The 24,064-nt window shown below is 45.4% G+C and carries 25 protein-coding genes; 10 read left to right on the plus strand and 15 right to left on the minus strand.

All coding sequences use genetic code 11. The features are described 5' to 3' along the window. Positions 1–5: 5 nt before the first annotated feature. Together qoxA and galE are read right to left on the minus strand one after the other, a co-directional pair. Positions 6–974: a cytochrome aa3 quinol oxidase subunit II gene (gene qoxA, locus BTA31_RS00745; RefSeq protein WP_094777392.1), complete on the minus strand. Its 969-nt coding sequence runs from the start codon at positions 972–974 to the stop codon at positions 6–8. Positions 975–1,446: 472 nt separating this feature from the next. After that, the gene (gene galE, locus BTA31_RS00750; RefSeq protein WP_076788280.1) at positions 1,447–2,436 is read right to left on the minus strand and encodes a UDP-glucose 4-epimerase GalE; all 990 of its coding nucleotides are present in this window, start codon (positions 2,434–2,436) and stop codon (positions 1,447–1,449) included. Between the two features lie 802 nt (positions 2,437–3,238). On the opposite strand from galE, the gene BTA31_RS00755 reads away from it, so the two are divergent. The 4 genes from BTA31_RS00755 (at position 3,239) to BTA31_RS00775 (ending at position 6,519) form a co-directional block, all read left to right on the plus strand. Continuing rightward, positions 3,239–3,388: an anti-repressor SinI family protein gene (locus tag BTA31_RS00755; RefSeq protein WP_003186207.1), complete on the plus strand. Its 150-nt coding sequence runs from the start codon at positions 3,239–3,241 to the stop codon at positions 3,386–3,388. Positions 3,389–3,930: 542 nt separating this feature from the next. Beyond that, positions 3,931–4,494 carry a flavodoxin family protein gene (locus BTA31_RS00765; protein ID WP_076788283.1) on the plus strand — a complete coding sequence of 188 codons (564 nt, stop codon included), beginning with the start codon at positions 3,931–3,933 and terminating at the stop codon, positions 4,492–4,494. A 175-nt stretch (positions 4,495–4,669) separates the two neighbouring features. After that, positions 4,670–4,984, plus strand: a complete 315-nt coding sequence (locus BTA31_RS00770) for a DUF485 domain-containing protein (RefSeq protein WP_043927615.1) — start codon at positions 4,670–4,672, stop codon at positions 4,982–4,984. Beyond that, positions 4,981–6,519 (plus strand): solute symporter family protein, encoded by a 1,539-nt coding sequence (locus BTA31_RS00775; protein WP_076788286.1) that lies wholly within the window; start codon positions 4,981–4,983, stop codon positions 6,517–6,519. The genes BTA31_RS00770 and BTA31_RS00775 overlap by 4 nt, the downstream gene beginning before the upstream one ends. Before the next feature lie 53 nt (positions 6,520–6,572). On the opposite strand, the gene xylB is transcribed toward BTA31_RS00775, so the two are convergent. Beyond that, complete coding sequence (xylB, locus tag BTA31_RS00780) at positions 6,573–8,072, minus strand: xylulokinase (protein ID WP_076788288.1); 1,500 nt, start codon at positions 8,070–8,072, stop codon at positions 6,573–6,575. After that, the gene (gene xylA / locus BTA31_RS00785; RefSeq protein WP_076788290.1) at positions 8,072–9,418 is read right to left on the minus strand and encodes a xylose isomerase; all 1,347 of its coding nucleotides are present in this window, start codon (positions 9,416–9,418) and stop codon (positions 8,072–8,074) included. The genes xylB and xylA overlap by 1 nt, the downstream gene beginning before the upstream one ends. A 191-nt stretch (positions 9,419–9,609) precedes the next feature. Between xylA and BTA31_RS00790 the strand changes: the two genes are divergently transcribed. Further along, positions 9,610–10,773 (plus strand): ROK family transcriptional regulator, encoded by a 1,164-nt coding sequence (locus tag BTA31_RS00790; protein ID WP_076788293.1) that lies wholly within the window; start codon positions 9,610–9,612, stop codon positions 10,771–10,773. A gap of 297 nt (positions 10,774–11,070) precedes the next feature. Here BTA31_RS00790 and thiE read toward each other — a convergent pair whose 3' ends face one another. The 5 genes from thiE to BTA31_RS00815 all read right to left on the minus strand — a co-directional run bounded on the left by thiE (position 11,071) and on the right by BTA31_RS00815 (position 14,288). Further along, positions 11,071–11,745, minus strand: coding sequence for a thiamine phosphate synthase (gene thiE, locus BTA31_RS00795; protein ID WP_076788296.1), 675 nt, complete (start codon positions 11,743–11,745; stop codon positions 11,071–11,073). 1 nt (position 11,746) lies between these two features. Next, the gene (gene thiM, locus BTA31_RS00800) at positions 11,747–12,556 is read right to left on the minus strand and encodes a hydroxyethylthiazole kinase (protein WP_043927605.1); all 810 of its coding nucleotides are present in this window, start codon (positions 12,554–12,556) and stop codon (positions 11,747–11,749) included. Beyond that, positions 12,553–13,470, minus strand: coding sequence for a cidABC operon transcriptional activator CidR (gene cidR / locus BTA31_RS00805; protein ID WP_076788299.1), 918 nt, complete (start codon positions 13,468–13,470; stop codon positions 12,553–12,555). Before cidR ends, thiM begins: the two co-directional genes overlap by 4 nt. 123 nt (positions 13,471–13,593) lie before the next feature. Then, positions 13,594–13,863, minus strand: a complete 270-nt coding sequence (locus BTA31_RS00810; RefSeq protein ID WP_076788301.1) for a YwqI/YxiC family protein — start codon at positions 13,861–13,863, stop codon at positions 13,594–13,596. Next, positions 13,860–14,288, minus strand: a complete 429-nt coding sequence (locus tag BTA31_RS00815) for a YwqH-like family protein (RefSeq protein WP_076788304.1) — start codon at positions 14,286–14,288, stop codon at positions 13,860–13,862. The genes BTA31_RS00810 and BTA31_RS00815 overlap by 4 nt, the downstream gene beginning before the upstream one ends. A gap of 474 nt (positions 14,289–14,762) precedes the next feature. Here BTA31_RS00815 and BTA31_RS00820 point away from each other — a divergent pair, with 474 nt between their 5' ends. After that, on the plus strand, positions 14,763–15,149 hold the full coding sequence (locus tag BTA31_RS00820; protein ID WP_076788306.1) for a CidA/LrgA family holin-like protein: 387 nt from the start codon (positions 14,763–14,765) through the stop codon (positions 15,147–15,149). After that, positions 15,131–15,817, plus strand: coding sequence for a CidB/LrgB family autolysis modulator (locus BTA31_RS00825; protein WP_043927601.1), 687 nt, complete (start codon positions 15,131–15,133; stop codon positions 15,815–15,817). The genes BTA31_RS00820 and BTA31_RS00825 overlap by 19 nt, the downstream gene beginning before the upstream one ends. A 313-nt stretch (positions 15,818–16,130) precedes the next feature. On the opposite strand, the gene putP is transcribed toward BTA31_RS00825, so the two are convergent. Continuing rightward, a complete protein-coding gene (gene putP / locus BTA31_RS00835; RefSeq protein WP_076788309.1) occupies positions 16,131–17,597 on the minus strand; it encodes a sodium/proline symporter PutP in 1,467 nt (488 codons plus the stop codon). 112 nt (positions 17,598–17,709) lie between these two features. Beyond that, complete coding sequence (locus BTA31_RS00840) at positions 17,710–18,900, minus strand: class I SAM-dependent rRNA methyltransferase (protein WP_076788310.1); 1,191 nt, start codon at positions 18,898–18,900, stop codon at positions 17,710–17,712. 142 nt (positions 18,901–19,042) lie between these two features. On the opposite strand from BTA31_RS00840, the gene BTA31_RS00845 reads away from it, so the two are divergent. After that, the gene (locus tag BTA31_RS00845; RefSeq protein ID WP_076788314.1) at positions 19,043–19,423 is read left to right on the plus strand and encodes a VOC family protein; all 381 of its coding nucleotides are present in this window, start codon (positions 19,043–19,045) and stop codon (positions 19,421–19,423) included. A gap of 31 nt (positions 19,424–19,454) precedes the next feature. On the opposite strand, the gene BTA31_RS00850 is transcribed toward BTA31_RS00845, so the two are convergent. The 4 genes from BTA31_RS00850 to BTA31_RS22465 all read right to left on the minus strand — a co-directional run bounded on the left by BTA31_RS00850 (position 19,455) and on the right by BTA31_RS22465 (position 21,873). Further along, positions 19,455–20,402 (minus strand): phosphoglycerate dehydrogenase, encoded by a 948-nt coding sequence (locus BTA31_RS00850; RefSeq protein WP_076788558.1) that lies wholly within the window; start codon positions 20,400–20,402, stop codon positions 19,455–19,457. Positions 20,403–20,545: 143 nt separating this feature from the next. After that, entirely contained in the window at positions 20,546–21,409 is an 864-nt protein-coding gene (locus BTA31_RS00855; protein ID WP_076788559.1) for a glycosyltransferase family 8 protein, read from the minus strand. 120 nt (positions 21,410–21,529) lie between these two features. Then, complete coding sequence (locus BTA31_RS22460; RefSeq protein ID WP_094777386.1) at positions 21,530–21,706, minus strand: hypothetical protein; 177 nt, start codon at positions 21,704–21,706, stop codon at positions 21,530–21,532. Then, a complete protein-coding gene (locus BTA31_RS22465; protein ID WP_094777387.1) occupies positions 21,703–21,873 on the minus strand; it encodes a hypothetical protein in 171 nt (56 codons plus the stop codon). Before BTA31_RS22465 ends, BTA31_RS22460 begins: the two co-directional genes overlap by 4 nt. Before the next feature lie 324 nt (positions 21,874–22,197). Here BTA31_RS22465 and BTA31_RS00860 point away from each other — a divergent pair, with 324 nt between their 5' ends. Both BTA31_RS00860 and ydfI read left to right on the plus strand, forming a co-directional pair. Beyond that, positions 22,198–23,361, plus strand: a complete 1,164-nt coding sequence (locus BTA31_RS00860; protein ID WP_076788561.1) for a two-component system sensor histidine kinase YdfH — start codon at positions 22,198–22,200, stop codon at positions 23,359–23,361. Next, complete coding sequence (ydfI, locus tag BTA31_RS00865; protein WP_043927593.1) at positions 23,354–23,992, plus strand: two-component system response regulator YdfI; 639 nt, start codon at positions 23,354–23,356, stop codon at positions 23,990–23,992. Before BTA31_RS00860 ends, ydfI begins: the two co-directional genes overlap by 8 nt. Positions 23,993–24,064 lie beyond the last annotated feature (72 nt).

Raw genomic sequence — 24,064 nt, forward strand, 5'->3', positions numbered from 1 at the left:
CTTTCCTAGTGAGAATCTTGGTCTTCAGATTGTTTTTGATCTTTGTTTGTTTTCACGTCTTCAAACGGATCTGATTTTGAGTGCGGAGACACTGGTTTATAGCCCAATCTTTCGCGCGCTTTAATGGCATATTCCGCATCATTTCCGTGATTAACGTACTTCAGGTGTGTTGATGAGAACGTCATTTCGTCCGCATGCTGAGGAAGCATCAGTTCATCATACTGGCTTTTCGTCAGCTTAGGAGCTTCTTTCTGCGTTTTCTTCACCCAGTCATTAAACTTGCTTTCAGATACCGCATTGACATTAAACTGTTGTTCTGCAAAACCTTCACCTGTGAAGTTTGCATTTCGGCCTTTATAAGTACCCTCATGGTCTGCCTGTAAATATTGCTCCATTTCCATTCCGGACATGGCATATTTTTGCCCGCCAAGCTGCGGGATCCACAAGGATGCCATAGAGTCGGCAGATGAGATTTTAAACAAGATCGGTCTGTCTGTCGGGATATTCAAATAGTTGACCGTTTCGATATCCTGTTCCGGATAGCTGAATACCCATTTCCAATCGACAGATGTAGCATATACGACCAAAGGTTCCTTGTCCTTTGATGCTTTTGGAGCCTCTTCTAGAGAATAAATTGTTTGAACTGTCGGCACTGACAGCGCAATAACAATTAAAATCGGAACCACTGTCCAGACGATTTCTAAAAATGTATTGCCTTCTACTTCCGGGCTGTAAGGAGACTTTCTGTCTTTACGCTCACGGTATTTTACAATCATCACAGTAAAAAGGACAAATACGACCGCTACGATAAACAGCATAAATCCAATCGATAATAGAATAAGATCTCTTTGCTGCGAAGCAACCGGTCCTTTAGGATCCAATACCGCGATTTGACTGCAGCCGCCCAATAAAAAAACGGAGGAAAGCAAAGTCAGCATAATCAGTGGTTTAAATGCTCTGAACAAGAGGATCACCATCCTTCCTTAAATGATGTCTAAAATTTGGTCAGAATATCTAAGATAAAAGGATTCTGAAAAACTTTTTTCTTCTACCTTGCTATGCTATCAAAATCTTCACCAATTAGCCTTATTTTTTTCGATTGTTCACCTTTTTTTCACCCAAATGTCACAAAATCGTCAAATTTTGTTCATGATATTATGAATAATGAAGGAAATAGACTGGTAATTTCTTAGTTCTTTTTACACACATAGCAAGCGCTGACAAATCCCTCCGGAACAAAAAATCTGTCAAATTTAGGTTTACCACAATAAAAAACTTTGGTCAATCATTAATTTAACATTGTTAAATTTTTTCAAGGTGAATCATTATCTTCCTCCATTCCTTTTCCCTGCTGACAACCCGCTTTAAACTTCAGAACATCAAAAAAGAGCTTCCTTCTGTACTGAAAGCTCTTTTTCATCCTATTTATATAGTTGTTATCGCATTCTAGCTTTGATAGCCATTCGGATGTGCTTTAAACCACTTCCACGCGCTGTCAATGATCGTTTCCAGTTCGGCGTATTTCGGCTGCCATCCAAGTTCTTTCACGGCTTTTTCCGAAGAGGCGATCAGCTGTGCAGGATCTCCTGCGCGCTGCTCTGCAACCTCCGCCGGTATCGGACAGCCTGTCACTTTCCGGGCTGTTTCAACGACTTCTTTGACTGAGAAGCCCGTGCCGTTTCCGAGATTGTATACGGCACTTTCTCCGCCGTTTCGAAGCCTTTCGACAGCGAGGATATGGGCGTCAACCAGGTCCATCACATGGATGTAGTCTCTGATGCACGTGCCATCTGGAGTCGGATAGTCGTCGCCGAAAATCATAATCTTGTCCCGTTTGCCAAGCGCGACTTGAAGAATGATCGGGATCAGGTGCGTTTCAGGCTGATGATCCTCGCCGATCAAACCGTCTACATGCGCACCGGCAACATTAAAGTAGCGAAGAACGACATGACGGATTCCGTATGCTTTTTCAGACCACTTCAGCATTTTTTCAATGGCAAGCTTCGTTTCCCCGTATGGGTTTGTCGGATCCGTCGGATCTGTTTCCATAATCGGCACCCGATCCGGTTCTCCGTATGTTGCAGCGGTTGATGAGAAAACAATTTGCTTCACATCGAACTCTTTCATGACCTTTAACAGGCAGACGGCTCCGTAAACATTGTTGTCATAATATTTGAGAGGATCTGTTACGCTTTCTCCAACCAACGAATCGGCCGCGAAGTGCATGACAGCCTCAATGTCGTTTTCCTGAAACACTTTTCTCAGGAATGCTTCATCGCGCAGATCTCCATTATAAAAAGAAGCTCCCTTTAAAGCCGCCTCTTCATGTCCAGTTTGCAGGTTATCAATAATCACGACTTCTTCATTGCGGCTTAACAGTTCCGCTACAGCATGGCTTCCAATATAGCCCGCCCCTCCGCATACTAATATTGCCAATTCATTTCTCTCCTTTCAGCGGCGTTATCCTTCTATTTTGAATCTATCAAACGCCTGTGACTCTCTTTTTCAATCCCAAGGTGATGATATATCTGCTTTTTCATTTTACCACCTTCAGCATTTTCCAGCTTGTATTTTCATCATTTCTTCAAATAAAAACTTGGGGTAAAACAAATTGAGGGACTCATGTTCCATTAAATACCTTACAAGGAATAGTTCGGGTTTTTATCCATGACAATCGTTTTTCCTTGGTGAACTAACGCGATTTTGAGGCAAAAGCTATACTTTTTTCACTGCATTTGAAACCAATGTTCTTTTTTTCCACTTAATGCTGGTCGATAATAGTATTTTCGTATTACCCCTCTTTAACCCATACAGCAACTAAGCCCAAAGGACCCTCCCTATCCACTATATCTGCAATCTAAATAATCCCTTGAAACCATTGATTTTCCAATATTTCTACACAATACTCTCTCAAAAAACCCTTCTTTATTTTTAGAATATTCAAAGGATATTCGGCTGCAATTGAGAAATTCTTAATAGGGAAAAATGATCATTTTTATTTGAATACTATCCAGTCAGTAATTGATTGTTTATTATTATAAGTAAGAATCTAAGATTTTTTGGTTTTTTTAGTCAGTTATTTAGGGAATAGGTAGGTTTATCAATGATGACTTTGTGAATTTTTTATGAAATTTGTCATTGTTTTCACATGGCTGTTGTTTTATAACTTTTATTGCATCTCAAGGAAAAGCCGTTTTTTCTTTGAGGTGAACAACGTCTTATCATATTGGAGGAAGCTATGAATACTCAAACGAAACACAAGTTGGACAAAGATTGGGTGATTTTGATGAAGGAGGCGAAAAAACTTGGGCTGCAAATTGAAGATGTGAAAGAATTTCTTCGCAGTCAGCCCATCCAAAGCGATGCTGAAAAACAGATAAAGCAATAAGCGTTTAGAAGCATCAGTTATCCAAAAAAACAGGCGGTTCTGTTGAATCTTGGTCTATCAAGATGATCCAACCGGCTGTTTTAACGAGTGTTTTAATTGATAATGACGTATTTGAGCAGCAGGCTTGCTGCCTGTGTATACATTCTGACTGCTCCATATAAACGCGCATTTTATTAAGGAGCAGCCTTACCTTTTGCCCTGTACATAGGTCGTTTCATTTTTCCAGCTTCACTCTCTTAAGGGGTACCAGACCGGATTGATTAAGGCGTTTTAGAGGCATTGCTGACCAACGCTGATGTCAGCATCCCCATACACTTTCTTCTGCATCGGTTTCGATTGCCTTTCTCCTGATAGGGGGCGGAGCTTTTGGCCTTGATCCTTCTGATAACATCCTCAGGCTTCCTTTCCACACTCTCTTTTCTATTAAGCATTTGCCTGTATCATCGTTTTTTTCGATGGTAAATATCTAAAATATCAATTTTACTGATGGTTGTTGTTATCTTAAACTGAATTCATGACCGATTCCAAGGAGGATGATGAATATGGGGATAGCAGCAATCTGCGGAAGCTCCCGCGAAAACGGAAATACGGAAGAACTGGTGAATCGATTAGTAGACGGGCTTGATACCGATAAGATATACCTGCGAAACTATCACATTGAGCCCGTATCAGACTACAGGCACAGCAATACAGCTCCTTTTTACCCTGATGATGACTACAGAAACCTGATCAGCCGGGTGCTGGAGAAAGATATCCTGATTTTTGCCACTCCGATCTATTGGTACGGAATGTCGGGTTTGATGAAAAACTTTATTGACCGCTGGTCACAGACGTTGATGGAGCACGGGAGATCTGCATTTAAACAGGAAATGGCGAAAAAAACAGTCTACGTCGCGGCTGTCGGGGACGATGATCCCCGCTTGAAAGGGCTGCCGCTCATTCAACAGTTTCAATACATCTTTGATTTTATGAACATGACATTCGACGGCTATCTGCTCGCCAAAGGGAACAAGCCCGGCGGCGTGATGACAGACCGGGCAGCGATTGTGGCTGCAAATGAACTGAGAAGGAAGCTGACAGAGTCGGAAGCGGGGCGGAAAGCATGACAAATGAAAAGGTGAACAAACGGTTTGATTTATGGAAAAAACATTTATTCGAGATGATCAGGTCTTTCATCTTATATAAATAAGAGACTTTGTGAAAATTGAAGAATAAATCCGGAGCTTGTTACATACCTTTGTTGTATCTTTTCAGACAAATACAAGGAGGGGCAAAGAACAAATGAGAGAAGGCAAAATAGATTACAGCAAAGCTGCGGCATCTCCGGAGTTCCAGCGGTTGTTGAAGCGGAAACGGGCTTTTATTGTACCGATGACGATTTTCTTTTTGCTCTTTTATTTCCTGCTGCCGGTTATGACATCATACTTCACATTTTTGAATCAGCCGGCAGTCGGAGCCATCACATGGGCATGGGTTTTCGCGATTGCTCAGTTTGTTATGACGTGGACGCTGTGCATTGTCTATACGAGAAAAGCCGGTCAATTCGATCAAATTGCAAACGATTTCAAAAAGAAGATTGGAGGCGTTGATTCATGAGTGCCACAGCCTTTATTCTGTTTCTTGTCATTGTCGCCCTCACGCTTGTCATTACGTATTTCGCAGCCAAACAGACAAAAACGGCCAATGAGTTTTACACGGCGGGAGGAGGACTTACCGGCATTCAAAACGGACTGGCTATCGCGGGAGATTACATGTCAGCGGCTTCTTTCCTCGGAATTGCCGGGATGATCGCTTTGAATGGGTTTGACGGTTTTTTCTACAGCATCGGCTTCCTCGTCGCTTATTTAGTCGTGCTATATATTGTAGCAGAACCGCTCAGAAACCTCGGCAAATTTACAATGGCGGACATGATTGCCTCTCGTTTTAAACAAAAGAAAATTCGCGGTGTCGCCGCATTAAACACGATCACGATCTCCACCTTTTATATGATTGCACAATTAGTCGGCGCCGGCGCGCTGATCAAGCTTCTGCTCGGCATCGATTATACGCTGGCAGTGTGCATTGTCGGGGTTTTGATGACCATCTACGTCGTATTCGGGGGAATGATTGCAACCAGCTGGGTCCAGATCATCAAGGCCGTTCTCTTGATGGCGGGGACGCTCATCATTTCAGTCATCGTTTTTTCAAAATTCGGCTTCAGCCTGACGAACATGTTTGAACAAATGAAAACAGCTACTCCGCTCGGGGCGGATTTTTTGAACCCCGGCAATAAGTATAAGGTTCCTCTTGAAACACTTTCACTCAATTTGGCACTCGTCCTCGGAACAGCCGGCCTTCCCCACATTCTCATCAGGTTTTATACAGTGAAAGATGCCAAAACGGCCAGGAAATCGGTTATCTCGGCTACATGGATTATCGGTATATTTTATATTATGACGGTGTTTCTCGGTTTTGGTGCTGCCGCGTTTGTCGGTTTTGAAAACATTTTAGCTGCCGATAAAGCGGGTAACATGGCTGCACCGCTGCTTGCTCAGGCGCTCGGCGGAGATTTTCTGTTCGCCTTCGTCTCAGCCATCGCTTTCGCAACGATTTTGGCGGTGGTCACAGGACTTGTTCTGTCGGCAGCATCCGCCTTTGCGCATGATATATACAGCCAGATTATCAGAAAAGGCGCGGCTACGGAAAAAGAGCAAATGGTTGCTGCAAGGTGGGCTTCCATCGGCGTATCCGTCCTTTCGATTCTGCTTGCTGTCTTCGCCCAATCGCTGAATGTCGCGTTTCTTGTCTCGCTTGCATTTGCCGTGGCGGCAAGCGCCAATCTGCCGCTCATTATCTTCACCGTCTTCTGGAAAAGATTCAATGCGACCGGCGCTTTGGCCGGCAGTCTGACCGGTCTTTTAAGCGCGCTGATCCTCGTCTCCATCAGCCCGAGCGTCTGGGACCCGGCCGGAAACGCCATCTTTGTCGGAGAACCGCTGATCCCGCTTTCCAACCCGGGAATCATCTCCATTCCGCTCGGCTTTTTAGGCGCTTATCTCGGAACGATTCTGTCTTCAAAAACCCCTGATCAAGAAGCATTTGCAGAAATTCAGGTCAAAGCGCATACAGGCATCCACATGGATCAATCTTAAACCGTATCGAGCCCGAAAAAAACTTATGAGCCGGCCGGCCCATAAGTTTTTATTTATTCCCGAAAGCTTGCCAGCCGCTCGTTCAGCGTTTTCGTGTGCCGGTAGACATCTCTGTAAATTTGAAAGAGAGCTTTGTATTGTCTGCTGTATTCACGGCGGGGCGAAAAGGTTTCTTTGATGAGAACGAATCGGTCTGCACAAGCTTCAAGCGACGGAAACCAGCCGCACCCGACGGCCGCGATCATGGCTGCACCGTATGCCGGTCCCTGTTCGCTTGTCAGTCTGATGATGTCGGTGTTGAAGATATCCGCCTGGATTTGCAGCCATTGATCGCTTTTGGCGCCTCCTCCGATTGAAATCACGCGGCTGATGTCTTTTCCCCCGGCACGGAATTGTTCAATACTCTCGTGAAGGGAGAATGTGATGCCTTCAATGACGGCTCTGACAAAGTCCGCCCGAGTATGTGCACTGTCCATCCCGATAAAGCTGGCGCGAATATCTGCGTCGGCATGAGGGGTTCTCTCCCCTGACAAGTAAGGGGTAAACAGCAGTCCCCCGGCCCCGGGACGGGAATGGTCAATATCGCTGATTAATTCGTCAAATGACGCTTGCCCGGCAAATACATCTTTAAACCAGCTGAAGCTGCGTCCTGCAGAAAGCGTCACTCCCATCGAATAAAACGCATCGGGGGCGGCGTGGTTCAGAAAATGAATATTGCCATTAAACTCTTGATCACGGTTTGATTCATATGTGAGAACAACCCCTGAGGTGCCTATGCTGCAAAGGGCGGTTCCTTCTCTTAAAATACCGGCGCCGACCGCGCCGCATGCATTATCAGCGCCGCCGGCAAACACCTTGACTTCAGGAGCCAGCCCGGTTTCGGCAGCAAATTCCGGACTGAGGCCGCCGACACAGACGCCCGGCTCAATCAAATCCGGACATAAGGACTCCGGGATGCCGAGCTTGCTGCAGATTTCCCCGCTCCATGTTTGATGTTTCACATCGAGCAGGAGCGTTCCGGCTGCATCTGAATATTCGCTGTGAAGACGCCCCGTCATCGTGTACCTGACATAGTCTTTCGGCAGCAAAAAAACGGCCGCCTTTTCAAACAGCTCTTTTTCATGTTCTTTCACCCATAAAAGCTTCGGAAGGGTAAAGCCTTCGAGCGCCGGGTTTTTCGCGATCTCGAGCAGGCGCTCCTTTCCAATTTTGTCGTTAATCAGCCGGCATTGTTCGGTTGTCCGTGTATCGTTCCACAGGATGGCGTTTCGCAAAACCTCTCCTTTGCCGTTTAAAAGCACCAATCCATGCATCTGTCCGGAATAGCTGATCCCTTTAATCTGAGATGCTTTTCCCGGGAAATGCATGACTAATTCCTTAATGGCTTCCTTCGTTTTTTCCGCCCATTCTGCGGGATCCTGTTCAGAATAACCGGAATGGGGCTGAATGATGGAAAACGATTTGGAGACTTCGCCGCACAGCTCTCCCCGCTGATTGACAAGGATGATTTTAACCGCGCTGGTACCGAGGTCGACCCCGATCACGTATTCCACTAGCGTGTCTCCTTTCCTGCCGGCGCTTCGCGCAAAGCGTTCAATAAGTAACGGTTAACGGTCGCTTTCAGTCGTTCCTGGCGGCCTGACTGATTTTCAATATGGTCGTGTTCAAGAGCGTAAGCGGCGAGCTTTTTCAAATCGGTACGGCCTTCTTTGATCTCAAGCCCGATGCCTTTCGTATAGCTCTCATAACGTTCTTCAATGACCTGATCGAGCGCTTTGTCTTCGAGCAGGCGGGAGGCGACTTTCAAGCCGACTGCATACGTATCCATTCCTGCGATATGAGCGTGAAATAAGTCTTCATCGGCAAATGACGGGCGCCTTACTTTAGCATCGAAGTTGATACCGCCGGTTTTAAACCCGCCTGCTTTCAAAATTTCATACATCGCCAGAACCGCAGAATACAGATCAGTCGGGAACTCATCTGTATCCCAGCCCAGAAGCAAATCGCCCTGATTGGCGTCAATGGAACCCAGCATATCGTGCAGGGCAGCCACCCTTAGTTCATGCTCAAATGTATGCCCGGCCAATGTTGCATGGTTCGCCTCAAGATTGAGTTTAAAATGGTCTTTTAAATCGTAAGTTTCTAAAAAAGCGATCGTTGTGGCCGCATCAAAATCGTATTGGTGCTTCGTCGGTTCCTTCGGCTTCGGCTCGATCAAAAATTGGCCGTCAAAACCGATTTCGCGCGCATACTCAACTGCCATTCTGTAAAATGAAGCCAAGTTTTCGAGTTCAAGCTTCATATCTGTATTCAGCAATGTTTCATAACCTTCTCTTCCGCCCCAGAACACATAGTTTTCCGCTCCAAGCTCATTGGCGATGTCCAGCCCTTTTTTCACTTTTGCGGCTGCATAGGCATAGACGTCTGCATTGCAAGAAGTTGCGGCTCCGTGGACATATCTCGGATGCGTAAACATATTGGCTGTATTCCAAAGCAACTGAACACGGCTTGTCTCCATCATTTCTTTGAGAAAAGACGACATTTGATCCAAATACGCGAAGGTCTCACGCAACGTTGCTCCTTCATCAACGATATCAACGTCATGAAAGCAGAAATAGGGCACGCCGAGCTTTTCAAAAAATTCAAAAGCCGATTCCGCCCGGGCTTTTGCTTTATCCAAAGGATGTGTCAGCCGGTTCCACGCCCGGAACATCGTCCCGTCGCCGAAAGGGTCTTTCCCGTCCGCATCAAAGGTATGCCAATACGCAACAGCGAAGCGAAGATGTTCCTTCATCGTTTTGCCGCCGACATATTCATCAGGGTTGTAATATTTAAATGCGTAAGGATTTTCCGAATCGGCTCCTTCATACTCAATCATTCCGACATTTTTAAAAAACATTCCGATCTCCCCCTTCACTTTTCCTTGCAAACGTTAAAAACCAAGTTTGTTTAACCATTAAACTAACTTCCTTGTATTTATTTTACAAGATGAATCAACCGCTTTCAATGGAAATGAAGGAAAAAATTGAGTTTTCTAAATTTGTTATACTATAATAAATTCACAGCTTCAAAACAATGGAGTGATTGACATTGAATACAGCGGATCAAGCCCTTGTAAAAAAAATGAACAAAGCCCTGATTCTTGAGCAGATTATTGAAAACGCGCCCATCTCAAGAGCAAAACTTTCGGAAATAACGGGATTAAATAAAGCGACCGTTTCCTCCCAAGTGTCTTCCCTGCTTCAAAAGGACATCATTTATGAAACCGGCCGCGGCGAGTCAAGCGGCGGCCGGAGGCCCGTTATGCTGAAATTCAATCGAAAAGCCGGCTATGCGGTAGGTGTAGACATCGGAACCAATTATGTGATTGTTGTGTTAACCGATCTTGAAGGGCATTTGCTTGAACAATTCGAACGGATGCTTGATGAAGAAGACATTCAGGCGACAGAAGAGGCATTAATCGAGTTGACGGGGCTTGCCGTTGACAAAATACCGCCTTCCCCATACGGATTGACCGGAATCGGCGTGTGCGTGCCCGGCTTGGTGGACAACGAACGGCAGGTGGTGTTTACGCCAAATAAGCCGATCCATTTGATTCCGTTAAAAGAAAAACTGGAAGAAAGGTTCGGCGTTCCCATTTTAATAGAAAACGAAGCAAATGCCGGCGCCGTTGGCGAGAAGGAATACGGAGAGGCCGGCCAGCTGGAGCATGCCGTGTTTGTCAGTATTAATACCGGGATCGGTTTAGGGATTTTAATGAACGGAAAACTGTTTAGAGGTGTGCAAGGTTTTTCCGGAGAAGCCGGGCACATGTCCATTCACTTTGACGGTCCATTATGCCGGTGCGGAAATAGAGGCTGCTGGGAGCTTTACGCTTCTGAAAAAGCCGTCTTCTCTCATTATGCAGCGAGTTCCGGGTCGCCGCTTTACGAAACCGTTAAAGAACTTGCAGACCGCGGTGATCCGGACATGATGGAGACGTTTGAACGGTTTGGCTTTCATATCGGCATCGGACTTCTCAACATCTTGAAGACGTTGAATCCCGATACCGTTATCTTGCGGAATACCATTGTGGAATCCTATCCGATCATCGTCGATGCGATCAAAAAAACGATTGCCTCAAGAAGCGCAGCAGAAGCCTTGTCTAATTATCATTTAAAAATCTCCACGCTTGGACGCACCGCCTCGGCACTTGGCATGTCCTCCCTTGTGACCGGGAGTTTTCTGGAACGGTTTATGAACGAGAGATTTTAATTTTCATATAAAAAGCGCATATTCCATTTAGGAATGCGCGCTTTGCAGATTGTTGATAAAATCCCAAAACGGCTTTTTGTTTTGGGATTTTATCATCCTTTCAGCGTGATTGAAAACCCTTGCAGTCTAGGAAGGCCGAGCATCGGAGCGGACTTTCACAGGATGTAATGACGGCGGTGTTCAGGCAGGACGCCTGGGCGGTTAGCCGCCGATCTTTCTCCTATTCGTGAGCACCGACGCGCAGACCTGACAACGAACGCGAGGGTTTCTCGACACGCTGAAAAGCGCATATTCCATTTAGGAATGCGCGCTTTGTTTAGCAGCTTGCACTTTCTCGCTAAACGCCTTGGCGGCCTGCTTTGGATCGGCGGCTTTGCTGATGGCGCTGATGACACTGATGCCGTCGGCGCCGGCCTCGATGACGGGGACGCAGTTTCCGACCGTGATCCCGCCGATTCCGACCACAGGAATGCCAATCCCCTGCCTGCGGATTTCTTGAATGAGCGAGACGCCCTGCACAGCTTTTGTATCCCGCTTTGTTTCAGTCGGATAAACCGGTCCTGCACCGATGTAATCCGCTCCATCCTTTTCCGCCTTTAGGACTTCTTCGAGTGTATGCGCGGACACGCCGAGGATTTTTTCCCCGATTCTCGCTCTGACGTCTGCGGCCTTATCATCATCCTGTCCGATATGCACACCATCGGCGTCAAGTTCAAGTGCGAGCTCTACATCATCATTGATGATAAACGGAACATTGAACTGTTTGCAGAGTGCCTGCACCTGTCGAGCAAACGCCCTTTGATCTCCCGCTTTTAACGCACCCTCGCCTTTTTCGCGGAATTGAAAAAGGGTCACACCGCCTTTTAAAGCTTGTTCAATAACAGTTAAAGGCTCCTCTGCGGTATTGTTTGAACCCATAATAAAATAGACCGACAACAGATCTTTCATTGCTTCTCCTGAGACTCGCGTCATCTTATTCCACCTCTCTGATCCTGCCGCGTTCTTTTATATCCATAACTTCAACGGCAGCAAGCTGATTCACAAACTCGATTTGAAAACTTCCGGGCCCTCGGCTTTCCGTTTTCTCCGCGGCCAACTCGGCCGCCGTTCCATAAAAAACAGCTGCAGATACAGCAGCATGGCAAACGTCTTTTTCAACGGCGCAAAATGCACCGATGACAGAGGTAAACAGGCAGCCTGTCCCCGTCACTTTTGTTAGCAGTTGATGTCCGTTGCCCACGGTATAGGTTTTTGTACCATCCGTTATCACATCTTCAGCTCCGGTTATGATGACGGCAGTATCCCATAATTTCGCGGCTTTTTTTGCGAGCTCCATTCTGTCGCCGCTCCCTTCACCCGCGTCCACACCTTTGATCAGCCAGTCTTCTCCAAGCGTGTTGGCAATTTCCGCGGCATTGCCTCTGATGGCGGAAACCTTCACTTCGCGCATGATCGCTTGAGCCGATTCCGTACGAAACGGCGTCGCTCCAGCACCGACTGGATCAAAAATAACCGGCACCCCATGTTCATTGGCGGACTTTCCTGCAATGATCATCGATTCAACAGATTCACGGCTGAGCGTGCCGATGTTCAGCACAAGGGCTCCGGCGATCTTTGCCATGTCGGCGGCCTCTTCCCTCGCATACGCCATCACCGGCGATGCGCCGAGAGCCAGCAAACCGTTTGCCGTAAAGTTGGTAACGACATTGTTTGTCATGTTGTGTACGAGCGGTTTTTGCTTTCTGACTTTCTCAATTCCCCTTGCGGCATCTTCCAGATTCATTCGGCTGCATCCCTTTCTGTTTTTGAATTCTCGCTCCATATATACGATTTTGTATGATCAATCCACGCCCTCGCCGCAAACGACAGATAGCGGTCTTTTCTCCAAATGACGGCGACATGCCAAGGAATGGCCGGTCTCACCAGCGGGATGATCCTCACCCTTTCAGGATCAAGATCCCGGCAGATTCTTTCAGGCAAAAGACCGATCCCAAGGTTCGCGGAAACCATTTCGCTGATGAAATCCCATTGCGAAGTTTCATAAATGACATTCGGCTGAAATCCCGCCTTCAAGCAGGCCGTAATGATCCTTTCGTGAAGAACAAAGTCTTCCCGGAAGAAAATAAACGGTTCTTCGCTTAACTGTGGAAGCTCGATCTCTTCAGCATCGGCAAAACGATGGGACGGGTGGACGATCAGCATTAAGTCTTCTTTTACAATCGTAAAGGAGTGAAAAGTCTCCTCTTTTGCAGGCAGGACGACAACGCCGATATCAAGCGACCCGTCTTCTACTCCCTCCTGCACTTTCACAGATCCGTGCTCAACAAGCTGAAAGGTGACGTTCGGATATTTGTCTCTGAAATCCCCTATCACTTTCGGAAAAAAACCGGAGCCGATCATCGGCGGCAAACCGATCCGCACGTGCCCTTTTTTGACGTCCATCAAGTCGTTCAGCTCTGAAGTTAAATTTTGAAACGACTTGGTGATTTCCTGAGCCTGCACATACATGCTTTGCCCCGCATCAGTCAGCTCGATCTGCCGCCCCCGCCGGTAAAACAGCTCGATCCCCAGCTCTTCTTCAAGATTTTTAATCATTTTGGAAATTGTCGGCTGGGATATATATAATGACTGAGCAGCCTTTGTGAAGCTTTTCAGACGGGCTACCTCCAAGAAATAGGTTAAGTGGCGTATGTCCATTTGTTTGACATCCTTTCAGAGTTCCTGCTTGTATTCATATTCTAAACCAATTTCATTATTTTCTGCACCCCGCGGAGCCCTTTCTTACATAAAAAAACGCCGCCGGCATATAGCCGGCAGCGCCTATCTTCGGGCGATCGCCTCATCCTGTTCTTTCAGTGTGTCTACATTCGAACGGGTGTCCTCAATGTTTTTACGAACAGCCTCTTTATACTGTTCGACCATATTGCAAATTTCGGCTTCGCGTTCAAGCCACTTTTTTGTAAAATCAAGGTTATTCCGCCCGAGCGCTCCGGATGACGGGCTTTTTAAAGATATGGCTTGAAGCGTGCTGTTCACTTGTTCCAGCTGCTTCATAACCGCTGCATGGTTAAGTTTAATCGTTTTGCTCATTTCAACCATCCTTTTAAACCGTTGATTGTGCTGTGCAAAGCGTCGACGGCCTCCTCTCCTTTTTCCATCAGAAAGTCCGCCCGGTCGGCTGACCAGCTTGCAGCCTGAACAGCCCCTTTTTCAGAATCTAAAGCAAATATCTTTAAATCAATTTTATGAATATACCGATCATACTCATCGGTGAAAATTCTGTACATAGCCGTGTGCGCTTCATCACGTGCTTCGTCAAAATCGGCTGCTCTGCTTCCGGTCCACGACTCATCAAGGTTCGGTCGCAAAATCTGCCTGATTTCTTCGATTCCGAGGTTTTGTTCCCGCTCTACATCGCGCTTTGCCCGCTCCAGCCTTGCGATTTGTTCTTCCAGCTCTTCCGCCTTATGGGAGAGGACACCGTGTATTTTTTGCAGCGTGTCTGAGTAGTCCATTATTGTCACCTCTGAAATTGCAGTATGATTCGCATTGATTGTTTCCTTGTCAAATCATGATTCGGTTTAGATTCACATCTTTGACTAGACTTGCTCTCATTTCCAATATTTATAGTTTAAGTCGAAAATCACGGATGTTGAATAGGCTTTAAATACTGTTTTTAGGGATATATACACAGTTCAGCATCTTCCTCACATCGCATTTTAAGGACATATAACCCGCCTTTTTGAATCAACTGTACACCGCTTTCATCGCGGACAAGTCTAAAGGCACGGGAACACAGCGGTTTAATGGTCACAAAAAATCGCCAAATGATTCCGGACGACATTTTCTAATTTTAGTCAGTAAACTGTTTCTTTTGACCCGATTTCCGCTTTTAACTATAGACAAAATGAATAATATCTATTCTGTATATGTATTTTACCTATACTTGAAACTCATGTACACTCTTGTTTAGAAAGGGGGATAATGACATGAAAACATTCATTAAAGGATTAGGTCAGGTCGCTCTTTTATTTTTATTCGCGCGTTTCATGAATCTGATTGTCGAGGTTCTTCATATAAACATTCCCGGCAGTATTCTCGGGATCATCGTCATTTTTGCGCTTCTCCATTTCAAAATCATTAAGCTGGAATGGATTGAAATCGGCGCGCTGTGGCTTCTCGCGGAGCTGCTTTTGTTCTTTGTCCCTTCAGCCGTCGGGATTATGAACTACGGGGATATACTGGCTGAATTCGGCACAAGCATTATACTCGTTGTCCTCATCAGTACATTCGTCGTCATGGTGTCGACCGGAGTGCTGACTCAATTGATTGCCAAAAGAAAGGAAAGGAAAAAAACATGCTCATCGGATGCTTAAGCCTGATCGCAACAGTTTTAATCTATTTGGGCGCAAAAGCGGTGTATACACGCCATCCAAAGGTGTATGCATCACCTTTATTGGTCACGCCGGTGATACTGGTCGGCCTGCTGCTTTTCATCAACGTTCCTTTTGAAGCATACAATGCGGGCGGACGCTTGTTAACAGACATGCTCCAGCCGGCAACCGTGGCTTTTGCGATTCCGCTGTACAAATACTTTCCAGTCTTGAAAAAATACGCGGTTGAGATCATTATCAATGTGGCTGTAGGCTGCTGTATCGCGATCCTGTCAACAGCGTTAATCGCAAAACTTTTCAAGCTGAATGAAGACCTGATCGAGAGCCTCGTTCCCAGATCAGTCACTACGCCAATTGCAATGAGCGTTTCTGAAATGATCGGCGGAATGCCCGCGGTGACCGCTGTTTTTGTCATATTGACCGCCCTGTTCGGGTCAGTGATCGGACCGATGGTCATTCGCTACTTCCGGATTGATAATGAAATCGCAAGGGGCGTGCTGCTTGGCACAAGCGCCCACGGCGCAGGTACGTCAAAAGCATTTGAGCTGAGCTCCGTGTCCGGAACGATTTCAAGCGTATCGATGATCCTGGCAGCGATCATCACGCTTTGCGCAGCGCCGTTTCTCATTTCCCTTATTGCAGTGTCATAGCCTAGCCGAAAAAATAAAAAACCAAATTGACGAAAGTTTTTTTCCGCCAATTTGGTTTTTTTCATTTAGAAATCGATCAGCCATATGAATACGGACATCATCAATAATATAACGGCCGGAATAAAAGAAACACACATGGCAAACAGCAAATCAATCAAACCGAAAAGTGTGAAGATTCCCGATCCAATCCGCCGCCATTTCCGAGAAAAATTCATCGCCTTTTTCTTTGGGAAAAGCCCACAGGAATCCTGCGAAAGCTCCGATGAGAAACGCGATCGTCAATCATACTTTGACAAAGACCATCACCATATTCTCACCCTTTCAGCTGTTCAACCGCCGTCTCAAATTCCTTTTCAATCTCTGCCGGCGGCTTCTTTGTCATCAGACTGACGGCAATGATCACAACCGTACAAACAATAAATCCGGGAATGATTTCATAAACCGGGTCAAAAGCTTTCACTTGTTCCCACACAATAACGGTCAGCGCACCGGAAAGCATTCCTGAAAGCGCGCCCCACTTCGTCATTCGTTTCCAATACAGGCTCAGCAGAACGACAGGGCCAAATGCCGCCCCGAAGCCTGCCCATGCATAGCCGACAAGATTCAGAATCGTTTCATTCGGATGAAGCGCCATCATGAGTGCGATCAGTGAAATGGCAAGGACAGACAGCCTTCCGACAAGCACAAGTTCTTTGTCAGAAGCCCCTTTCCGGATAAACGCTTTATAAAAATCCTCAGTCAGCGCGCTTGAGGTTACAAGAAGCTGCGAAGAAATCGTGCTCATGACAGCCGCTAAAATGGAGGCCAGCAAGAACCCCGTAATCATTGAAGGAAACAAAAGGTCGGCAAGTTTAATGAATATCGTCTCGGCATTCTTTAACGAAAGATGATTCGCGCTGAAATAGGCGATGCCGACGAGTCCTGTCAGCATTGCTCCGCAAATCGAAAAGATCATCCAGCCCATGCCGATTCTTCTGGCACTCTTCAACTCTTTCACGCTTGAAATCGCCATAAACCTGACAATAATATGAGGCTGTCCAAAGTAGCCGAGCCCCCATGCCAGTAAAGAAATGATACCGATTACGGTTGTTCCTTGAAACGGTCGGAGGAGGTCCGGGTTAACCGCGTTCACTTCCGAAAATGCCGGTGCAATCCCCCCCAATTGGACAAAAACGACTACCGGCATTAAGATAAGCGCGATAAACATGATCGTCCCTTGAACAAAATCGGTCCAGCTGACAGCCAAAAAGCCCCCGAAGAGCGTATAAAGAATGACAACCCCGGCCGTCAGCCAGATGCCGATCCGATAATCAAGGTGGAATGCTGTTCTGAACAGCTCTCCGCCCGCCACCATTCCGGATGATGTATAAAAAGTGAAAAATACTAAAATAACAAAAGCCGACGTCATCCGTAACAGCCTTGAACTGTCTTTAAAACGATTTTCGAAATAATCGGGTATGGTAATGCTGTTGCCGGCCGTTTCCGTATACGTCCTCAGCCTCGGCGCAACATACACCCAGTTCAAATAAGCGCCGATTGTCAGACCGACAACGATCCAGCCGCTGCTCAATCCGTTCAGGAACATCGCACCGGGCAGCCCCATTAACAGCCAGCCGCTCATATCGGAAGCTCCTGCGCTTAACGCGGTGACGGCGGGGCCCAGATTTCTTCCGCCAAGCATATAGTCGGTCAAATTTGATGTCCTGCGATATGCAAAATATCCGATGAAAAGCATTCCTGCCATATAAATACCTATCGATATTAAAATTCCGTAATCCATAACTTCCCCCTGCCTGAGTTTTTCGATTAATATCAATATACATGAATAATCGATCGACAGGTATTGTTTTTATCGCAAAACTATTCCCCAGCCTGCAATCAGCCGGCTTCCATTAACGATGACGTATCCGCAAAAAAACAACTTTTAAATAATCGCCCTCAGGATAGTTTTTCACCGTTTTAAAATCTTCGGGAAGCGAATGCTCCTCAAGCACCGTAAAGCGCGTCCCCGTTTCTTTGCATGCCGCTTCGATAAAGCCTTTGAATTTTTTCATCCCAAAAGCGCTGCTGTTCGTCGAAGCGACGATCACACCTTGATCTTTAGTGATTCGAATCGCGTCTTTCAACAGATTTTTATAATCCTTTGCCGCGCTGAATGTATGTTTTTTCGTTCTTGCAAATGAAGGCGGATCAAGGATGACGAGGTCAAAGGCGAGTTCTTTTTTGGCCGCGTATTGAAAATATTTAAAAACGTCCATGACTTTAATATCATGAGCTTCATAGTCGAGCCCGTTCACGCTGAATTGTTCGATCGTCCTGCTTAAACTGCGGTTTGCAACATCAACGCTCGTTGTTTTTTCGGCCCCTCCGAGCGCCGCCGCCACAGAAAATGCACCTGTATATGAGAATGTGTTGAGCACGGTTTTTCCTTCCGCATACCGGTCCCTAACCGCCTTGCGGACATTGCGCTGATCGAGAAAAACGCCGGTCATCGCTCCGTCATTGAGGTAAACGGCATAATGAATGCCGTTCTCTTTCACAATGATCGGAAAGTCCCCTCTTTCCCCTTTAACAAAGTCGTCATCTTCTACATACTGCCCGGCCGTATTAAACCTTTTTTTCTCATATACGGCTTGATAGTCCGTCAATTCATCAAGGGCTTTCATAATCGTATCTTTAAACGTATAAATCCCTTTGCTGTACCATTGGAACAAATAGTAGCCGTCATAATAATCAATCGTAAAGCCGCCGATTCCGTCGCCTTCCCCGTTAAACAAACGAAAAGCGGTCGTATCCGGATCTTGAAAAAGCGTTTTTCTGGCCTGAAAGGCTTTCGCCAGCCTGCTTAAAAAGAATGACTGGTCAATCGATTCCTCTTCGTTTTGGGTCAGAACCCAGCCGATCCCTTTGTTTTGCTCGCCATAATAGCCCTTTCCCAAAAACCTGCCGTTTTCATCGGTAATTCTGATCAGCGATCCTTCCTTTATGCCGTTTTCTTGCGAGGAAACGGCTTCTTTTTCGATTAGAGGATAGCCCTTTTTCATTTTTACAGCGAATGGATGTTTTATTTTTAATGTATGCATTTTGATTCAGTCCTTATCTTAAAGTCTTCTCTATCCTACCATAACGCCTGATCAATATTCTTATTCATCATGTAATCGACATCATTGACAGATGATTCCGATTTTTCTAAGATGATGGAGAAACTAAAGGAGGAATGGCGAAATGGCGCGAATCGACCACGTAGGACTGATGGTGAAAGACATTGATGCTTCGATCGCATTCTACCAGGATGTGATCGGAATGACGCTGAAAGGCAGAATGACCCATACTAACGGCGTCATGAAACTCGCTTTTTTAGGCTTTGAGAACAGAGACGAGACAGAGCTGGAACTGATCGAGGGATATAACGACAACCTTCCTCAGGAAGGAAAAGTTCATCATTTTGCCGTCTCAACCGATGATATCGAGGCTGAATTTGCTCGCGTAAAAGGCGCCGGCATCAAGCTGATGGAAGATGAGATCACCGTATTGCCAAACGGCTTCCGCTATTTTTTTCTTTTTGGGCCCGAAGGCGAAATGGTCGAGTTCTTTCAAAGAACATAACCGGACGCGGCTTATCGCCGTTTCCGGTCATTTATGGAACGCGGAAAGCCGGCGGCTGTTTTTCGATAAACCTTTTGATGTTTTGATATGTCACCTCTTCGATGCGCCTGATGCTCTCGTACGTAGCGCCGCCGATATGCGCCGTGCAAATGACATTGCCGAGACCGGTGATCCGGGCAGCCGGCGGTTCGGTTTCAAAGACGTCCAATGCTGCGCCTCTGATCTGTTTTTGTTCAAGCGCTTGAATAAGCGCGCTTTCGTCCACCACTTCTCCGCGGGCAATGTTGATCAGGTACGCGGTTTTCTTCATTTTTGCCAGTTTTTCTTGATTGATCAAATGATAGGTGGCAGGTCTTAATGACGTGCTGATACATACAAAGTCCGATTTTGTCAGGAGATCGTCAAACTCTGCGAACCGGACATTCAGCCGTTTGGCTGCATTGTAGTCTTTGTATGTGCCATACGCCAAAACGTTCATATTAAACCCGGAAGCCCGCCTTGCAATCTTTTTGCCGATTTCCCCAAAACCGATAAGCCCCAGCGTTTTTCCATCGAGCTCATAGCCCATCGCCGACTGCCATAAGCCGGCTTTGACAACGGTGTTTGACTGCGGAATCGAACGGGCGCCAGACAGCAGAAGACCGAATGCCAAATCGGCGACTGCCGCGGCATTTTGGCCGGGTGCATTCGTGACAAGGATTCCTTTTTCATTTGCATATTCCACATCAATATTGTCGATTCCCGCGCCGAATTTCATGATATATCGGAGTCCCGGAGCGGCATCGATCAGCTCCCGGTCCGCTTTTTCAACGCCGGCGATATAAATATGGACATCTTTGATATGAGTCAGTAAATCCTGTCTCGTCAACCGATTTGAATCCAAAAACGCAAATTCGGCGCCGAGCTGTTCGATCCTTTCTTTCAACCGCGGCGCAGCGCGGTAAAACAGTCCGTTAAGCGTCAGCAGCACTTTAACCAAAAGCTCTCCTCCATTCGTCAGGAATTTTTCCGACCAGAAAAATGCTTGTTTCCGATGAAAGGAAACAAGCGAATATGGGGATACGTCAGGGTTTGTTGTCATTATATCGATTCACCCTGCGATTTAAAAAGAAGATTGGCATGTTAGCTGACATGGTTTTTAGACAATTTGGCCGGCTGGTTAAAGGCCGTGGACTGCAAATACTTAAAATATTGACGGGCGTACGGGTGTGAGGTTTGTGAATTCCAAGGCTTGTTTCCGCCGCAGAAATGAACGATTGCGGGATTTGCCCTTGTTTCCATATAACGCTTTTGATCGATGAGAGGAACCGGTGTTTTTTCTTTTAAAATAATGTGTGTTTGGGCGTTCCACCTTGGATGAAGTTCGAGCCACTGATCATAAAGAATCGCGTTCAGCGCGTCCTGGTCATGAAACACAAACATGTCTTCATCGTTGTTATTGATAAAGTCGATGACTTTTTTCGAAATGTCGTTTTTTCTCCAGGCTTCCATATCGATGACCATTATGCCCGAGTTAAAATATTTTGCTTCATCACTGATGTTCATCTTTTTCAGCCGTTCATGCTGGCCTGCATCTTCAACCGCCGCTGCGAAATAAGGTGATATGTCCTTGTCCCACAACTTCGATATATCCTCCAACACTAAGGCGTCGCAGTCGACATAGATCATTCGTTTGACGGATTCGTCATCAATCAGATCGGGAATCGAAATTCGATAGTAAGCCGCTTTTGTTATATGGCTGCTTTCAACCGCCCGGTCATACTGGCTTTTTTCCACATTAAGAAATGTAATGGGAGCCCCGAATTGGAGGGTCGTCTCTTCCAGCCGCTTTTTATTCTCCGGTTCAATCCCCCCGTCGATGACATACAGTTTCACATCGCGCGTCTGATCCATATTCGTCAGCAATGATGCGAACATCACGCTTAAATGCTGTGCGTAGTTATTGTCTGTACAAGAGATAATATGCATGGTTCGGTCGCTTTTCATATGTCTTCCATCTCCTTTTCTTTTTTTTGTTCTATTCCCTTTTTTAAAAAAATAAACACCGGCGATAGGCCGAAAAAAAAGGATCATGCAAGATCCTCAGATTGTATAGCGTCTATTTCACTATCTAGTGGAAAGAAGCTGCTTTAAATAAAAGTAAGGATAGCCAACAATGATAAGCGGGGCTGCTAATGCAAGGAGTATCCATGAGCCCGAGTGACTGTCTCTAATGACTCCAATGAATATACAAGTACCGATGAGAACATATAATAAAGCACCTAAAAACCAATACATATTCATTCCTCTTTTTCTTTACACGTGTTCTTGGATTGACTATTTTTGTTTCGATGCTTGTCTGTTTTTTCGTTCGCATTGCTTAATCGATCAGGGCACTGATTTTTTGACACTTTCTCAGTTCTGATTCCTTTTCTTTTTAATGATAAAATTGTGAGATCAATCGATTTCAATGTTGATCATTCCTTTAATGAATAGTGAGTTCCTCATTATTTTAAATGTAAATTTGAAAAGATAAAACGTACATAAAGGCAGAACGCATATGTACGTTTGGGCAATGATCATATGTTGGGAACATCTAATGGTTCACTGCACATTGGTATTGTTGTGTTCCTTCTCTTCCTATAAAATGATTGGATAAATGTATGTTACACGTTCAATGAAATGGGATCGATTTTCATTAGTCTCTTTTCGGTTAAACTGTTAAAGGAAGTGAATGAGGTTTGAGGAATCCTTTCAAAGAAAAATACTACTTACATGATAGACGGGCATTAAATATGCTTGCGCTCAGAGTGCCGGGCCTGGCTTTTATCCTCATGATTTATGTAGCCTCTATCGTGCTGCAATTTCTGAATGGGAGCTGGTCCATTTTATTGCTTAATGTGTTTGCGGTATTGGCCGCCATCTTTGCTTTGTTGCATTGGCACTCATATCGCTGGGTTAAGAAAAGGGTGATTCTGTACTTCGTAATACAAGGCTTGATCACTTTTACGCTTGCTAATCTCATGACTGACTTCTTGGTGCTGATCGTCATTGGCCTTTATGCATTTTTGATCGGACAGATTATAGGAATGGCAGACAAAAGAAAGACGTTCCTCATCCTTTATTTATTGCTTCTGCTGTCAATCAATGTACTATATCATATTCACAAAGGTGAATATTTGCATTTTCTTGTCATAGTTGTACCTATTATGACCGTGATTATCACATATGCCGCTACACTTTTTGCCCAAGTCGATGAAAAGACAAAAGCGCAGCTGACTCTTGAAAGGCTGGAGCTGGCTCATCAGCAGATAGAACAGCTGACACTGCAAAACGAGAGACAGCGTATGGCCCGGGACTTACACGATACGCTTGCTCAAGGGCTGGTCAGTTTAAATATGCAGCTGGACGCTATTCATGTTCATCTCGCCAAAGACAACACAGAGAGAGCAAAAGAAATTGTTCAACAATCTATGAATAGAGTGAAAAGCACATTAGCTGATGCACGTTCAGCGATTGACGATCTGCGCAGCAAATCAGAAGAAATCGGTTTTTTAAAAGAAAGAATTACCTCATTAATGGATCATTTTCAAGAGTCGTCAGGCATGGCTTGTTTTTTAGACTACAGATTAGATCAAGTGCCGGACGTTCGTACAGCTGAAAACTGTTATTACATCATTGGAGAATGCATAGCGAATGCAGCAAAGCATGCTGAAGCAGAAACGATCTCGGTATCCATTTGGGATGATGATAAGAGGAGGCTCCATTTAACCGTCAAGGACAATGGCAAAGGATTTGATGTTGAAAAGGGCAAGAAAAAGAGAGGACATTATGGGCTTCTCGGCATAGAAGAACGCGTCAGAGCAATGAAAGGCCAATTCAATATAAAGAGCACAAAATCTAAAGGAACACAAATTGAGATTACTGTACCAATTCAAGGAGAGATGCAAGATGAATAAGGTATTAATCGTTGATGACCATCTTGTCGTGAGGGAAGGTCTGAAGCTTTTAATTGAAACGAATGATCACTACATCATCATAGGAGAGGCGGAAAATGGCAAAGCAGCAGTCCGCCTTGCAGATGAATTAAAACCGGATATTATTCTCATGGATTTGTATATGCCAGAGATGAGCGGGTTAGAAGCCATTAAACTAATAAAAGAAAAACACGACATCCCCATCATTATTTTGACTACGTATAATGAAGATCACTTAATGATTGAAGGAATTGAATTAGGGGCGAAAGGATATCTATTGAAGGATACAAGTTCAGAAACCCTTTTTCATACAATGGATGCAGCAATAAGAGGAAACGTGCTATTGCAGCCTGATATCTTAAAACGTCTGCAAGAAATCCAATTGGAGCGGATGAAGAAGCAGAGCAATGATACGCAGCTGACAGAAAAGGAAGTCATTGTTCTAAAAGCCATTGCCAAAGGTCTGAAAAGCAAAGCGATCGCCTTTGATTTGGGCGTCTCTGAGCGAACAGTAAAGTCAAGACTAACGTCCATTTACAATAAATTAGGCGCGAATTCAAGAACTGAAGCAGTGACGATTGCCATGCAAAGAGGTATTCTGACATTAGACTAATAATATCAAATTTGAAATTTGCCCAAACGTACATACCCGAATGTACGTTTTTTTTATTTCATTGTCCACTAC

This window comes from Bacillus haynesii, assembly GCF_001969855.1.
In the GTDB taxonomy this organism is placed as follows: Bacteria; Bacillota; Bacilli; order Bacillales; family Bacillaceae; genus Bacillus; species Bacillus haynesii.